The sequence below is a fragment of the Lacimicrobium sp. SS2-24 genome (genome assembly GCF_002201535.1).
Lineage (GTDB): Bacteria > Pseudomonadota > Gammaproteobacteria > Enterobacterales > Alteromonadaceae > Lacimicrobium.
Genome location: NZ_NIWW01000002.1, coordinates 250,392 through 265,301, shown reverse-complemented (window position 1 = coordinate 265,301; position 14,910 = coordinate 250,392). Strand labels below are relative to the sequence as shown.

10 protein-coding genes are annotated in these 14,910 nt (G+C 52.1%); 4 read left to right on the top strand and 6 right to left on the bottom strand.

Annotation, left to right across the window (positions count from 1 at the left end; translation table 11 throughout):
- The first annotated feature begins 9 nt into the window (after positions 1-9).
- Positions 10-963 carry a hypothetical protein gene (locus CCY32_RS05000; RefSeq protein ID WP_088329493.1) on the top strand — a complete coding sequence of 318 codons (954 nt, stop codon included), beginning with the start codon at positions 10-12 and terminating at the stop codon, positions 961-963.
- Positions 964-1,000: 37 nt separating this feature from the next.
- Here CCY32_RS05000 and glpK read toward each other — a convergent pair whose 3' ends face one another.
- From glpK to glnA, 5 genes are all read right to left on the bottom strand, one after another.
- Positions 1,001-2,494: a glycerol kinase GlpK gene (gene glpK / locus CCY32_RS04995; RefSeq protein ID WP_088329492.1), complete on the bottom strand. Its 1,494-nt coding sequence runs from the start codon at positions 2,492-2,494 to the stop codon at positions 1,001-1,003.
- A 49-nt stretch (positions 2,495-2,543) separates the two neighbouring features.
- Positions 2,544-3,953 carry a nitrogen regulation protein NR(I) gene (gene glnG / locus CCY32_RS04990; protein WP_088329491.1) on the bottom strand — a complete coding sequence of 470 codons (1,410 nt, stop codon included), beginning with the start codon at positions 3,951-3,953 and terminating at the stop codon, positions 2,544-2,546.
- Positions 3,953-5,014, bottom strand: a complete 1,062-nt coding sequence (glnL, locus tag CCY32_RS04985) for a nitrogen regulation protein NR(II) (RefSeq protein WP_168171425.1) — start codon at positions 5,012-5,014, stop codon at positions 3,953-3,955. The genes glnG and glnL overlap by 1 nt, the downstream gene beginning before the upstream one ends.
- Positions 5,015-5,135: 121 nt before the next feature.
- Positions 5,136-5,621 (bottom strand): DUF4124 domain-containing protein, encoded by a 486-nt coding sequence (locus CCY32_RS04980; RefSeq protein WP_168171424.1) that lies wholly within the window; start codon positions 5,619-5,621, stop codon positions 5,136-5,138.
- Between the two features lie 173 nt (positions 5,622-5,794).
- Positions 5,795-7,204: a glutamate--ammonia ligase gene (gene glnA, locus CCY32_RS04975; RefSeq protein WP_088329488.1), complete on the bottom strand. Its 1,410-nt coding sequence runs from the start codon at positions 7,202-7,204 to the stop codon at positions 5,795-5,797.
- Between the two features lie 446 nt (positions 7,205-7,650).
- On the opposite strand from glnA, the gene typA reads away from it, so the two are divergent.
- Positions 7,651-9,486 carry a translational GTPase TypA gene (typA, locus tag CCY32_RS04970; protein WP_088329487.1) on the top strand — a complete coding sequence of 612 codons (1,836 nt, stop codon included), beginning with the start codon at positions 7,651-7,653 and terminating at the stop codon, positions 9,484-9,486.
- Between the two features lie 144 nt (positions 9,487-9,630).
- On the opposite strand, the gene CCY32_RS04965 is transcribed toward typA, so the two are convergent.
- On the bottom strand, positions 9,631-10,548 hold the full coding sequence (locus CCY32_RS04965) for a M14 family metallocarboxypeptidase (protein ID WP_088329486.1): 918 nt from the start codon (positions 10,546-10,548) through the stop codon (positions 9,631-9,633).
- A 148-nt stretch (positions 10,549-10,696) separates the two neighbouring features.
- On the opposite strand from CCY32_RS04965, the gene CCY32_RS04960 reads away from it, so the two are divergent.
- On the top strand, positions 10,697-11,797 hold the full coding sequence (locus tag CCY32_RS04960) for an efflux RND transporter periplasmic adaptor subunit (RefSeq protein ID WP_088329485.1): 1,101 nt from the start codon (positions 10,697-10,699) through the stop codon (positions 11,795-11,797).
- 9 nt (positions 11,798-11,806) lie between these two features.
- A complete protein-coding gene (locus CCY32_RS04955) occupies positions 11,807-14,857 on the top strand; it encodes an efflux RND transporter permease subunit (protein ID WP_088329484.1) in 3,051 nt (1,016 codons plus the stop codon).
- The last annotated feature ends 53 nt before the right edge of the window (positions 14,858-14,910 follow it).

The following is a 14,910-nucleotide window of genomic DNA, read 5'->3' as shown; positions in this document are numbered from 1 at the left end:
GGTGAGGTGATGCAGATTGAATCCTATCAGGCCAGATTTGAGCTGACGCAGCAGCAGATGAGTCATACCCAACGCCATGTCGCCGGACTCTCGCCCGGCGCTCCGGTGTCAGATATGCCCCCTCAATCTACGCTGCCATCGCGGGTCGCAGTGGAGCCTGACCCGGATGCATCAATGGACACAGACGGTGATTACCGACAAGCCCTCAAAAAACGCCTGATTGAACTGATGTCCCGACGTGAGCTGGATTGGTATGACCCGCGCTCAATAAAGAATACTCAGTCTGATTCAAAGCAAGGAATTGAACAATCTACACCTGAAAGCAGAATGATGGTGCGTGAAACCAAACTGGATTATCAGGCCTATCAGCTGCAACTGGAACTCGAGGTTAAGAACGAAAATGGACAAAGTCAGGCCTTTTCGGCATCACTGGACTGGCAGCAACTAAACATCAGTAGCAGCCTGACCATCATGAGCACCCAGCAGCTTAAAGATCCTTTGGTATTAAACTTCGACTGGCAGCCGGTGCGCTTTAAAGGCGATACCGCCTTTGATCTGGACAATGATGGCAACACAGACCGTCTGCCAACGCCCCAGGGACATGCCGGTTATCTGGTCAGAGATATCAATCATAACGCCAGAATAGACGACAGCAACGAGCTGATTGGAGTACAAAGTGGTGATGCCTGGGCAGATATCCGTGCCATGGACAGTAATGGCGACGGCTGGCTTAATCACCAGGACAACCACTATGAAGATCTGTATTGGTGGCAGCCCGGCTCCGGGAAAAGCCTTTTTTCGCTGACCGATTTAAAGGTTGACGGACTCCTGCTACAGGGCGCAGCAACTCAGGCAGACATCGCACCAGACGGGGAGAAACAGGCAAGGCTCAGGCAAACCGGCGCCTTTGTTTACAACACTCGTCAACTGGGATTAATGCAACAGTTTGATTTTTATATCTAATCCCATTGAGACATCTCAGATATGGCTGCGTCAGGCCTTAATCTGAACGGGTCTGAATGCGTCTGACCCCTTCTTGCCAGTGTCGATATAGTCGATCACGGTCGGCTTTACTGATTTCAGGTGTAAACGCCTTGTCTTCTTTCCATAGCTGACTGATATGCGCCAGCGATGTAAATACTCCGGCCTGCAAGCCAGCCAGATACGCCGCCCCCAGAGCTGTGGTTTCAGCCACATTGCTGCGCCTGACATTGGCACCAAGCATATCGGCCAGAAACTGCATAAGCCAATCGTTGCTAACCATCCCTCCGTCTACCCGCCAATCTGTGGGCCGCACACCGTCAGCCTCCATGGCTTTTTGCAAATCTTTACTCTGGTAACAGACGGACTGCAGACCGGCACTGACGATTTCCTTAATCCCCGTATCCCGTGTCAGCCCCAGAATGGCACCCCGCGCATCCGGATCCCAGTAGGGTGCCCCAAGACCAGTGAAAGCCGGCACCAGGATAACATCATGTTCAGTGCCCACTTCTCTGGCCAGCGCTTCAGACTCTCCCGCCTGCTGTATCAGATTAAGTCCATCCCTGAGCCATTGAATCGTCGCGCCAGCCATAAAAATGCTGCCTTCCAGTGCATAAGTCACCTTACCCTCGATGCGATAAGCGACTGTCGTTAGCAAGCGATGCTGAGAGTACAATGCCTGCTCGCCTGTATTGACCATAACGAAACAGCCGGTGCCATAGGTGCTCTTTGCCATGCCAGGGGAAAAACACCCCTGCCCGACCAGCGCCGCCTGCTGGTCTCCTGCCATTGCCAGAATGGGTACCGGTCCGCCTAGCAGGTCGGACTGTGTATGACCAAAGTCACTGGCATTGTCATGCACTTCCGGAAGTAGGGTGCGCGGAATATTGAACAAGACTAATAGTTCTTCATCCCACTCCTGTGCATGAATATCGAATAGCAGGGTGCGTGAAGCATTACTGGCATCCGTGCAGTGGCATTTGCCACCGGTAAGCTTCCACAGTAGATAGGTTTCCACGGTACCAAAAAGCAACTGTCCCTGAGCGGCTCGGTCTCTGGCGCCTTTTACATTTTCAAGCACCCAGTGGATTTTGCTGGCACAAAAATAGGGATCCAACAGCAAGCCGGTCTTTGCCTGGATGCGCGCCTCCAGTCCAGGATTATCCTCAGCCAGTTGCTGGCAATATTCGGCTGTGCGCCGGTCCTGCCAGACAATGGCATTATAAACAGGCTGGCCGGTGTCTTTGTCCCATAATAAGGTGGTTTCGCGCTGATTGGTGATGCCGATACCGGTCAGATCTGCTGCGCTTAACTGATGACGGCGCACAAGGGTGCTACAACACTGTAAAACGCTTTGCCAGAGATCCTCAGGCTGGTGTTCTACCCATCCCGATTGCGGGTAGTGCTGTGCAAAATCCTGCTGTTCAATATCGACCACATGGCCGTTGTGGTCCACCAGAATGGCACGGGAACTGGTGGTGCCCTGGTCTATGCCCAGCAAGTATCGGCTCATAAGCGCCCTTAAAAAAAGACATTTATGATAACCCTATACCAAATCTGCCCTATTGCACATCCAGCTCTTTTAATTTGCGCGTCAGCGTATTGCGACCCCAACCGAGTTTTTTTGCTGCTTCCTGTTTGTGGCCATGGGTATGATGCAGGGCCCGCTCGAGCAGAATTTTTTCCATTAATCTCTGCGCTTCACACAGGATGTCATTTTCACCGGCCTGAAGCTGCTTGTCAGCCCAGTGACTCAAAAGAGACTGCCAGTTGCCCCCCTGTTGCTGCGCCTCTTTACTCAGAGGCTGTTCATACAACTCAGGTGGCAGATCGGCCGGAATAATTTCCTGACCACTGGCCATCACTGTCAGCCATCGGCACAGGTTTTCCAGCTGCCGGACATTGCCCGGCCAGGGCAACTGGCTCAGGATCTGGCGGGTTTCCTTTCCCATCACTTTCGCTTCCACTTCCAGCTCTTTGGCGGCCTTTATCAGAAAATGCCCTGCCAGCAACGGAATATCCTCACGGCGCTCGGAAAGACGTGGAATATGAATGCGAATCACATTAAGGCGGTGAAAGAGATCTTCACGAAACTTACCCTGCGCCACACGTTGTTCAAGATTCTGGTGGGTCGCTGCAATAATGCGCACATCCACCGTCACCGAACTGTGCCCCCCTACGCGGTAAAACTGACCATCGGCGAGCACACGCAGCAAGCGGGTTTGCACATCTAATGGCATATCTCCGATTTCATCCAGAAACAGGGTGCCGCCATTGGCCTGCTCAAAGCGACCCTGACGTGTCGTTTGCGCGCCGGTAAAGGCACCTTTTTCATGACCAAACAATTCGGATTCGATCAGATCAGTGGGGATCGCCGCCATATTCAGAGCAATAAAAGGTTCTTTCGCTCTGGGGCTATGACGGTGCAACGCCTGCGCAACCAATTCTTTACCCGTGCCCGATTCACCGTTGATCAGCACACTGATGCTGGAGCGGGACAAGCGGCCAATGGCACGAAACACTTCCTGCATGGCCGGTGCCTCACCAATGATCTCCGTGGCAATTTCCGGCTCCTGATGCAGTTGCTGTTTGAGTTGCTCACGGGCATGCGACAAGGCCCGCTTGACCAGGTTCACGGCATCATCGATGTCAAAAGGCTTGGGCAGGTATTCGAAGGCGCCACTTTGGTAAGCGTTCACCGCACTGTCCAGATCGGAATGAGCCGTCATGATGATCACCGGCATATTGGCGAACTGTTTGTGCACTTCCTGCAACAGGGTCATGCCATCCATCTGAGGCATACGAATATCTGACACAATCACCTGGGGCGGTTGTTCGGTATTCAGCTGCAACAACAAATCTTCCGGATTTTCAAAGCTGTAGCATTCAATATCGGCACTTTTCAGTGCCTTTTGTAAGACCCAGCGGATCGAGCTGTCGTCGTCAACTATCCAAACCGGTGCAGCACTCATCAGGCTGGCTCCTTTTTATCTATTGGCAGGTAAATGGTAAATTCGGTGTGACCGGGCCAGCTATCCACTTCGATTTTCCCCCTGTGGTGATCAATCAGGGTCTGAGCGATAGACAACCCCAGGCCGGTGCCATCCTGATTACCCGTGGTCATGGGGTAGAAAAGCGTGTCTTTGAGGTGTTCCGGGATACCCGGACCATTGTCGATAATACGAATACGGGCACACAGGGGATAGCGCTGCCCATGTATGGTCACCTGTCGTTCAATGCGGGTGATAAAGTCGATGCGTCCTTTACCGTTCAGTGCCTGCACGGCATTGCGGGCAATGTTTAATACCGCCTGCTGGATTTTCTCATCATCAATCCACACATCCGGAATACTAGGATCATAGTCGCGGTACAGTTGCACATCGGCAATATCATCCAGGCTCAGCAGCGTGCGAATTTTCTCCAGCACTTTATGTAGGTTATGCCACTGAAAGCGAGGCAGTTGATTTGGTCCCAGCAGCCGGTCTACCAGATTCCTGAGCCGGTCAGACTGCTCAATGATAAGCCCGGTGTACTCTCTGAGTTCGTCATCCAGCAGTTCTTTTTCCAGCAACTGCGCAGCGCCACGCAAGCCACCCAGCGGGTTTTTAATTTCATGGGCTAACCCTCTGACCAAATCCCGAGCCGCCTGCTGCTGGGCCCACTGCTGATTTTCCTGGCTGATACGCTTAAGGTTATCGATCTGTTTGATTTCCAGCAGGAGGTAACTGTTGTCGTCTTTTTCCATACTGGTGGCAGTGATCTCGGCCAGCGTGTGACGGCCGTCGTGAAAAGTCAGTTGTACCTCACTGTCAGAGAAACTGTCGCGGTACTGCAAGGCATTTTCCAGTCTTTGCGAATCCAGACTCGAATGCAGGAACAGTTTACTGAGAAGCTGCCCCTGCAACTGATTACAGCTCTGCTCAAAAAAGGACTCGGCGGCGGCATTGGCAAAACAGACACTCAGCGTGTCGTCGATCACCAGAATGCCCACCGACAAATTACTTACCAGATTTTGTGCTGACCAGGTCGTCACCCCATCCCCTTTTGATTTGACTCTGCCTGCAAAGATAGCAATGCACCAATATAGTGCAAGATAACTTTACCTTTTTTGCATCGGTCTCCTCAAAAGCCCCGTTGTGCCTGAGGGAGGCGCCTCAAGGTCTATTGAGTACCGATGCCTGGTGCAGGAAAAACTCTGTTGGAGAGGATGATGCAAAGACCTTGCCTGAATTATCAACATAGCGCACTTCGATGGTATGAGCCCCTCGGTTGACACCTTCAAGCTCAAACTGCGGGGTAGGATTGGCCGCAACTAACGCTCCATCCAAATGCAATTCGAAGATTCCCGCAGCTCGGGTATCCGGCTGCAATTGGGCAACAACGGTAATGTTCCCCCGGTTGTCACGGAGTGTTTGCTGCGGTTTGGGGAAAAGAATACTCAGCTGATACTCGGTGGGTGGGCGCTGCGGACTTTTCTCTGAGGTTTGCGTCTTGATCTTGGGTGCCAGTGACCCCGCCATATTGACCCTGGGCAACGCCACGGGCTCTGCACCAGCCACAGGCTGGTCGGTGTACATAACGGAACCATCCGCCTTCACTACCTTATATAAGGTGCTTGCCGGTATCGCGAACGACAGCATCAGTAAACCTAGCCAGCAGTATCGCATTGTGCCTCCTTTACCCGTTTTTCAGCCACGCAGCCTTACCAGTTTACGCCTTTTTTTACGCCTTCGCTGTAGTCTCTGGGTATGTGTGTTTATTCCCAGACATAAAAAAGCCCGCTTTCGCGGGCTCTTTCTTGTCTACGCTGCGTTTACACGCTGTAGTACATATCAAACTCAACCGGGTGCGTGCTCATGGCCAGTTTCTCCACTTCATCACGCTTCAGACCGATGTAGGCATCAATCATATCATCAGACATTACGCCACCTTCTTTAAGGAAGTCACGGTCTGCATCCAGTGCATCCAATGCCATTTCCAGTGATGAGGCAACTGTCGGAATTTCCTTGGCTTCCTCGGCTGGCAGGTCATACAAGTCCTTATCCATGGCATCGCCAGGATGGATCTTGTTACGAATACCGTCCAGACCGGCCATCATCATCGCGGTAAAGGCCAGATAGGGGTTAGCGGTTGGGTCAGGGAAACGTACTTCAATCCGACGCGCCTTGGCACTGCTCACGTGCGGTATACGGATAGAGGCACTGCGGTTACGGGCTGAATAGGCCAGCATTACTGGGGCTTCAAATCCGGGGACCAGACGCTTGTACGAGTTGGTTGAAGCATTGGTAAAGGCGTTAATGGCACGGGCGTGCTTAATGATACCACCGATGTAGTACAGCGCTTCTTCTGACAGGCCGGCATATTTGTCACCGGCAAAGATGTTCTTACCATCTTTACTGATGGACTGGTGCACGTGCATACCAGAACCATTATCACCTACCAGTGGCTTGGGCATAAAGGTTGCAGATTTGCCATAGGCGTCAGCAACATTGTGCACAACATACTTATAGATTTGGATTTCATCGGCTTTATTCACCAGAGTGTTAAAACGACAGGCGATTTCGTTCTGACCGGCTGTCGCTACTTCATGGTGGTGCGCTTCAATATGCAGTCCCATTTCTTCCATTACCAGACACATGGCGGTACGAATGTCATGGGCTGAATCAACGGGAGGTACCGGGAAGTAACCGCCTTTCACACCAGGACGGTGACCCAGGTTACCACCCTCAATAGCGGAACCGGAGTTCCACTTCGCTTCAGAGGAGTCGATTTCATAGAAAGAACCCGCCATATCGGTGTGGAAACGCACATCATCGAACATAAAGAATTCTGGCTCAGGGCCAAACAAAACGGTGTCACCGATACCTGTTGATTTGAGGTAGTCTTCGGCGCGCTTTGCAACAGAGCGAGGATCGCGGTCGTAGCCTTGCATGGTAGAAGGTTCAACGATGTCACAACGGATATTCACCTGAGTTTCTTCAGAGAAGGGATCCAGTACCGCCGATTCAGGGTCTGGCATAAGAATCATGTCTGATTCGTTAATCCCTTTCCAGCCGGAGATGGAGGAACCATCGAACATTTTGCCTTCTTCAAAGAATTCCTCATCAACCAGTGATGTAGGGATAGAGACGTGCTGCTCTTTACCTTTGGTGTCGGTAAAACGCAGATCAACAAATTTCGCTTCGCTTTCTTGGATTAAATCCAGGGCCTTTTGTACTGACATTATGTCCTCCAGGTTGAATATTAAAAGGCTGAATACATTCTCTTGTCGCCGTTACCGCATTTAAAGCGATAATCGTGCCAATCATCCTGACTTGGCCACAGACCGCACATTGCCGGTGCACCGCTCTGGGCACATTGAGTGATGCAACGCCTGATTGCACCATTTAAGTGCACAGGTGCACCAAAAAGATCACCACTTTAGCCTGTTGCTGCACCTAAAGGTAGCCGAATTCCATTTTGGTGCAATAACCTGATGCGCCTGCGCTCACGGTGTCATCAAAAGGTCATCATTTGGCAACTATGATAGACAGACGCATTTATTGCTTTTGGTCTATGCGATAAAACTGTACAATCCGCCGCCTGAAAAACCGGCTGTTGATTAAAATCTGCACATCTGCGCAGCGCTCCGCTCTGTCCTTTGCCAAGCCACTTACTGAGAAATGCATTATGAGTTCACAACATACCTCACTCGACAAATTGAGGAATATCGCCATTATCGCCCACGTTGACCACGGTAAAACCACCCTGGTAGACAAACTGCTGCAGCAGTCCGGCACCCTGGACAGCCGCAAAGATGCTGACGAGAGGGTAATGGACTCAAATGCGCTGGAAAAAGAGCGTGGCATCACGATTCTGGCCAAGAATACGGCAATTAACTGGCAGGACTACCGCATCAACATTCTGGATACCCCAGGACACGCCGATTTCGGTGGTGAAGTGGAACGGGTATTGTCGATGGCCGACTCCGTACTATTGCTGGTGGACGCTGTAGATGGACCTATGCCGCAAACACGCTTTGTAACCCAGAAGGCGTTTGCCCATGGCCTCAACCCGATTCTGGTTATCAACAAAATTGACCGTCCGGGCGCACGCCCTGATTGGGTAATGGATCAGGTATTCGATCTGTTTGACAATCTGGGGGCCAACGACCAACAACTGGACTTCCCGGTTATCTACGCATCGGCATTGCAGGGCTGGGCCAGCAGCGATGAAAACGCATCCGGTGGCGATATGACACCGTTGTTTGAAGCCATCGTTGAGAAAGTGTCGCCGCCTGATGCCAATCCACAGGGCGCTCTGCAGATGCAAATCTCGCAGCTGGATTACTCCAGCTACCTGGGTGTTATCGGTATTGGCCGACTGAAGCAGGGACAGGTTCAGGTGAACCAGCCCGTCACCATAGTGGGCGCCGATGGCAGTAAACGTAATGGTAAAATAGGAAAGGTCTTTGGCTATCTGGGACTGGACAGGTACGAAGCAGAAACCGCCTCTGCTGGTGACATCATTGCGCTCAGTGGTCTGGGTGAGCTTAAAATCTCTGATACCCTGTGCGCTGTGGATGCCGTTGAAGCCTTACCTGCACTGACCGTTGATGAACCTACTGTGACCATGACCTTTCAGGTCAATACCTCTCCCTTCGCCGGTCAGGACGGTAAATTCGTCACCTCCAGACAAATTCTGGAACGCCTGCAAACCGAACTGAAGCACAACGTGGCACTGCGGGTGGAAGAAACGGTGGATCCGGATAAATTCCGGGTGTCGGGTCGCGGTGAACTGCACCTTGGCGTACTGATTGAAAACATGCGCCGTGAAGGTTATGAGCTGGCCGTATCTCGTCCAGAAGTCATTCTCAAGAAGGATGGCGAGCAGCTGATGGAACCCTTCGAGACACTGACGGTGGACATCGAAGAAGAACATCAGGGTGCCATCATGGAGCAACTGGGTTTGCGTAAGGCCGAGATGCGCGACATGAACCCGGACGGCAAAGGCCGTGTGCGTATCGACTTTTTCGTACCCAGTCGCGGACTGATCGGCTTTCAGACCGACTTTATGACGCTGACCTCTGGCAGTGGCCTGATTTACCATACCTTTGACAGCTATCAGCCCCATGTGGGTGGCCGTATCGGTCAGCGTAATAACGGTGTGCTGATTTCTAACGGCAAAGGCAAGGCATTGGCCTATGCGCTGTTCAATTTGCAGGAACGGGGTCGCCTGTTTACCGGACATGGTGAAGAGGTATACGAAGGCCAGATTATCGGTATACACAGCCGCTCTAATGATCTGACCGTTAACTGTCTTAAAGGCAAGCAGTTGACCAACGTTCGCGCGGCGGGCACCGATGAGGCACTGACCCTGTCACCCCCAATCAGAATGTCACTGGAACAGGCACTGGAGTTTATCGACGACGATGAGCTGGTGGAAGTCACCCCTAACCACATTCGTTTGCGCAAAAAATTGCTCACAGAAAACGAGCGCAAACGCGCATCCAGAAGCAGCGACTAAGCCTGTTTGACCGTAAAATGAAAAAACCGCAGTCCCGGACTGCGGTTTTTTTTGCCTGGCGGTTACACCTTGGTGAGAATTTTCGTGCTACCGGGCCGCATCACGCTAATGACGCCATGACACTGACGCGCCTTGTAAGGGGGATTATTCCAGCGCCTGAATCACATACTCCAACCCGCCTGTTACGGCCGCAACCTGAGCCTGATTGCATTGCTGTGGCGTGACCCTAGGACTATCAGGGTAAACTTCTGTCGTCGTCTTGTATTGGGCATCACTGAAACCAATACATAAGCCATACTTTTTGGTGGGATAATAGATAAGCCCATGCCTTGCGATGGGGGTACCAATCAGTTGCCCTTGCGCATCCGCTTCTGCAATGTGAGTCACTTGGCTGACGCTATCCAGTACCGCCTGCTGAAATGCGGCTTGCTGCTGCTCACTGTCACCAACCAGGTAGAATCCGTCGGGAATATTCCAGTTGTGATTGACGACGCCGTCCCGCGCGGCCAGCGCGGGTCTGAATTCAAGGTTATCTGAGTCTGTTGTTTCGTGAAGATCAATATGAGTAAGAATATCTGTTCTTTGTTTACCGACCCAAGCTATCAGCAGGGAGGATTCGGCGACGGGGCTGTACGCAGTAAAATTGCGATTTGGATCCTGTGCCTCAGGATTCCAGCGATTGATAGTTTCATAGGCCCAGGGACTGATACAGGGTGCAACCAGAATGTTCAGGCTGTCACTGTATCCCATCGCCTGCTCGTGCAGAAAATCAAGAGCACCTTGCACACCGCTGGTTTCATAACCATGCACGCCGCCGGTAATCAGCGCCGTAGGCCTGCCATCTTGCCAACCGGGGGCTTTCACCCCGAACAGCGGATACGTACCCTGCTGGTAACGAAGCGTTCCATATTGTTCTATTTCAAAGCCTTGTGGCAGGGAATCTAAACGTACCAGCACCTCATCCTCATAGCTGCGTTTGATCGCCTGTGCCGCCAGCCACTGTGCTTTTTCTTTATCTGTCCAGGGCGTACCCGGCGTGCCAATGGGGTAGGTCATGGTCATCCCTTGCTTTGAATGTTGGCTCAATGGCAGCATCATAACAAAGGTTTACACTCTTGCCCCAGTCAAAACTAACCAGATGCACAGCAACCCTTTTCCGTGACTGATCGGATCTGTAGGATAGGCCTATAATTGTCCTGAGAGTCCTATTATGCGCAGTGTCTGGTGTGTATTAAGTGTTTTAACCTTATTGGGCTGTAATCAGCCCACAACACCCACTTCTGAACACATCCGTCCCATTGCCTGGATGGAGGTACAAAGGGTTCAACTTGAACAGATACGCCGCTTATCCGGTACCCTGGCACCGGTGGAAGCCGCCAGTCTGAGCTTTGAAGTGAATGGCAAAGTCGCCTCGGTTGGCGTCAAACTGGGCGAAACGGTGCGTAAAGATCAGGAACTGGCCCGCCTCGACCAACGCAGCTTCAGACTGGGACTGCAATCTGCACAGGCATCCCTGGCTCAGGCTACGGCAACCCTGACCGAGGCCGAAAATGAGTATCACCGCTACGCCGAACTGCTCAAACAAGGCGTCGTCTCACGTTCAGGTTTCGATAACGCCAAGGGCGCCTTTGAGACGGCCCGCAGTGGTGCAGCAGTGGCTGAAGCGCAACTGGATATCGCCCGTAAAAATCTGCAGGACAGTATCTTGCTGGCCCCCTATGACGGTGTGATTACGCGTCGTATCATCGAACCCTCACAGCAAGTCGCTGCCGGTCAGACGGCGTTTGAAATAGAGGGTAATCACGGCCTGGAAGCCCGCGTCATGGTGCCGGAGACCCTCATTCAGGAACTGCGCAAGGAAATGCAGGTTCCGGTGCATTTTCCTGCCGCCGATGGTCTCACGGTTAAGGGTATCGTCAGTGAAATTGGTACGCGCGCCGAAGCGGCGAATGCGTTCCCTGTGGTGGTCAGACTGACCGAGGCGCCACCCCGGCTCAGAGGAGGCATGACCGCCGAAGTGGACTTCACCTTTGAAGCCAGCGGGCGCAGCGGTCATTCAGATTCAAGTATCAGAGTTCCGGTGTCGGCGGTTGCGGCAGGTAGCGGCCAAACCGCCCATGTTTTCGTGTATGACAGTGACAAGGAAGTGGTTCATAAACGACAGGTGCAGACAGAAAACCTGCTCAATAATGAAGTGTATATTTCCTCCGGTCTGGAACAAGGTGACATCATCGCCACCGCTGGTGTCGCCTTTTTACGGGATGGTCAGCCGGTGACGCTGCTGGATCAGCAAGTTAAATTGTTTAACTGAGGGTCGGCTATGAATCTTACTGAACTGGCCTTTCATTACCGCAAAACCTTATTTGTGGTGCTTGCCCTGTTGCTCATCAACGGCATCTATGCCTATTTCACAATGCCGGCGCAGGAAGATCCCAGCATTACCATCCGCGAAGCCATTGTCACAACGTCTTATCCTGGCATGGCGCCTGAACGTGTCGAGCAGCTGATCACCAAGAAGCTTGAAGAAGAAATTCGCAAGATTCCGGAAGTCAAAAAGCTGACCTCCTCATCCTCAACCGGTTTATCCATCATTCACGTCAAAATTTATGACCGATATTTTAACCTGGACGCGATCTGGCAGGATCTACGCAATAAAGTGACCGAAGCGCAGCGTCGCCTGCCCGATGGAACCCGCACCCCTGTTGTCAACGATGAGTTTGGGGATGTTTCGGTGATTACCCTGGCGCTCACCGCCGATGGCTTTGATATGGCCAAAATGCACAGTATGGCGAAACATATCCGTGACAGCCTCTATGGCGTGGAGGGCACAAAGAAAATTGATCTGCTCGGTCAGCAGGAGCAGCGAATCTACTTGCAAGCATCCAATGCCAGACTGGCCCAGCTGGGTATATCTCCCCAGTCGCTCATTGGCGAACTGCAGAACCAGAATATTATCAGTCCCGGCGGCCAGGTCGATACCGGTACCCGCAGCTTTATTATTGAGCCATCAGGCAATTTCAATAGTCTCAGTGATATCGCCAACACCCACATTACTATTCCAGGCAGTGATGAGTTTATTGCCCTTAAAGATATCGTCGACATCCGTCGTGATTTTCAGGATCCACCCGTGAAACCCGCCTACTTTAACGGTGAGCCCGCGATTTTCTTTGCCATTGCCATGCTGCCTGGTTACAACATTCTCGAATACGCGCCAAGAATGACGCAGAAAATCAATCAGATAGAGACAACACTGCCGTTAGGTTATGAACTGGATATCGCTACGTATCAAGCCGAGCAGGTGGAAAAAACCATCAACGGTGTCTCGTTAAGCGTATTGCAGACGCTGGCGATTGTGCTGGTGGTTGTGGTGTTGTTTCTGGGCGTGCGCACCGGCCTGATTGTGGGCACCATCATTCCGATGGTGATGCTGGCCAGCCTCACTCTGATGCAATTTCTGGACATAAAGCTGGAGCGTATGAGCCTGGCCACCCTGATTATTGCGCTGGGGTTACTGGTAGATAATGGCATTGTGCTGGCGGAGGATTTTAAACGTCGCCTGGAAAAAGGCCAGGAGCGCTTTAACGCCATGTGCCAGAGTGGACGGGAACTGGCGCTGCCGCTGTTAAGCTCATCGGCAACCACGGTGCTGTTTTTCCTGCCATTGATGCTGGCAGATCATGTGGCCGGGGAATATACCCGCTCTATTTCACTGGTCATTCTGATTACGCTGTTCACCAGCTGGGTGCTGGCCCTGTGTATTACCCCGGTGCTGTGTTACTACTTTATTCGGGTCAATACCGACAACAAGGTTGCCGCGACAGAACGCCATCCAGCCTTATACGCTCGTTATGAAGGCTTTTTGCACTGGATTCTTGCACGCAAAGCCCTTTTCATGGGTGCGCTGACGCTGGTATTTGTATTGTCTGTGGTGGCCCTGGGGCACCTGCCGAAACAGTTTTTTCCTAACTCCGACCGAACCCAGATTCTGATTAATATTGATTTACCCAGTGGCACCTCCGCACGGGCCACCAATCGCCAGATGCAGGAAATCTTCGCCTGGCTGGACCATGAGCGCTTCGATCAGGTGATTGAATCCTACTCCGGCTATGTGGGCTTTAGCGGCCCCAGATTCGTGCTCTCACTCAACCCCGAAGATCCCGCAGAGAACAAAGGCTTTATCGTACTCAATACCCATCCAGGACAGGATCTCAAAGCCTTAGCCCTGCAGCTCAATAATGAATTAGAACGTTCATTCCCAAACCTGGTCGCCAGGGTTAAAAAGATGTTCCTCGGGCCATCAGATTCAAGCACCATCAAGATTCAGGTGAAGGGCCCCGATAAGGATGTCATCTACAACAAGGCTCAGCAGATCATGGCATTGCTGCAGCAAATTCCGGACACACTGGACATTCGCAGCGACTGGGAAAACCGGATTACCAAGGTGGAAGTGCGCGTCGATCAGCACCGGGCCAGGCGAGCCGGTGTCACCTCTCAGGACATCGCCAATGCCTTGCAGGGCTATTTTTCCGGGCTCACCATCACTGAGTTTCGGGAGCAGGACGAAATTATCCCCATTATGCTGCGTGCCGAAGACGCTGAGCGCTCTAACCTCGACAGGCTGCGTACCCGTAATGTTTACTCTCACAGTACCGGCAGAGCGGTCCCCTTGTTTCAGGTGGCAGAGTTTGCACCGGTAAACCAGTACGCCATTATCCATCGTGAAGACATGTTCCGTACGGTAAGTGTCGAAGCCCGCAATATCCATATGTCGGCCGAAGACTTGCAGCAGCAGATTGATGCAGACATTCAGGCCCTGGCCGAAGACCTTTCCATTAATCACAGCATTGAATACGATGGTGCCATTACCGAGTCAGCGGCTGCTCAGCGCGCCCTGAGTGCCAGTATGCCGATGGTATTGGGACTGATTCTGATATTACTGATCGCCCAGTTTAATGGTTACCGGCCGGCCATGGTGATTGTACTGACCATTCCACTGTCCTTTATTGGCGCTATCGTCGGACTGTTTGTGATGCAGGCGCCCTTCGGTTTTATGGTCTCACTGGGCTTGTACAGCCTGGCAGGAATTATCATTAACAATGCCATCGTGCTGATCGATCGCATCAACCTGGAAAAGCAGGAAGACAAGGCTGATTATCAAGCGGTTATTGACGCCTGCCTGATGCGCGTTCGCCCTATCGCCATGACCACCATTACCACCATCATGGGCCTGATGCCGCTGATAATAGGGAACGACCCTTTGTTTTACGGTATGGCCAGTGCCATTGCCTTTGGGTTGGGGATTGGTACGGTGATGACACTGGGTGTGGTACCCGTATTGTACTGCGCCTTCTACCGCATCCAGCGAAATTAAGAACAGAAGTTCTTATTTTAAGAGTTGTCAGGTAAGGCAGGGGCGAGCCTTTG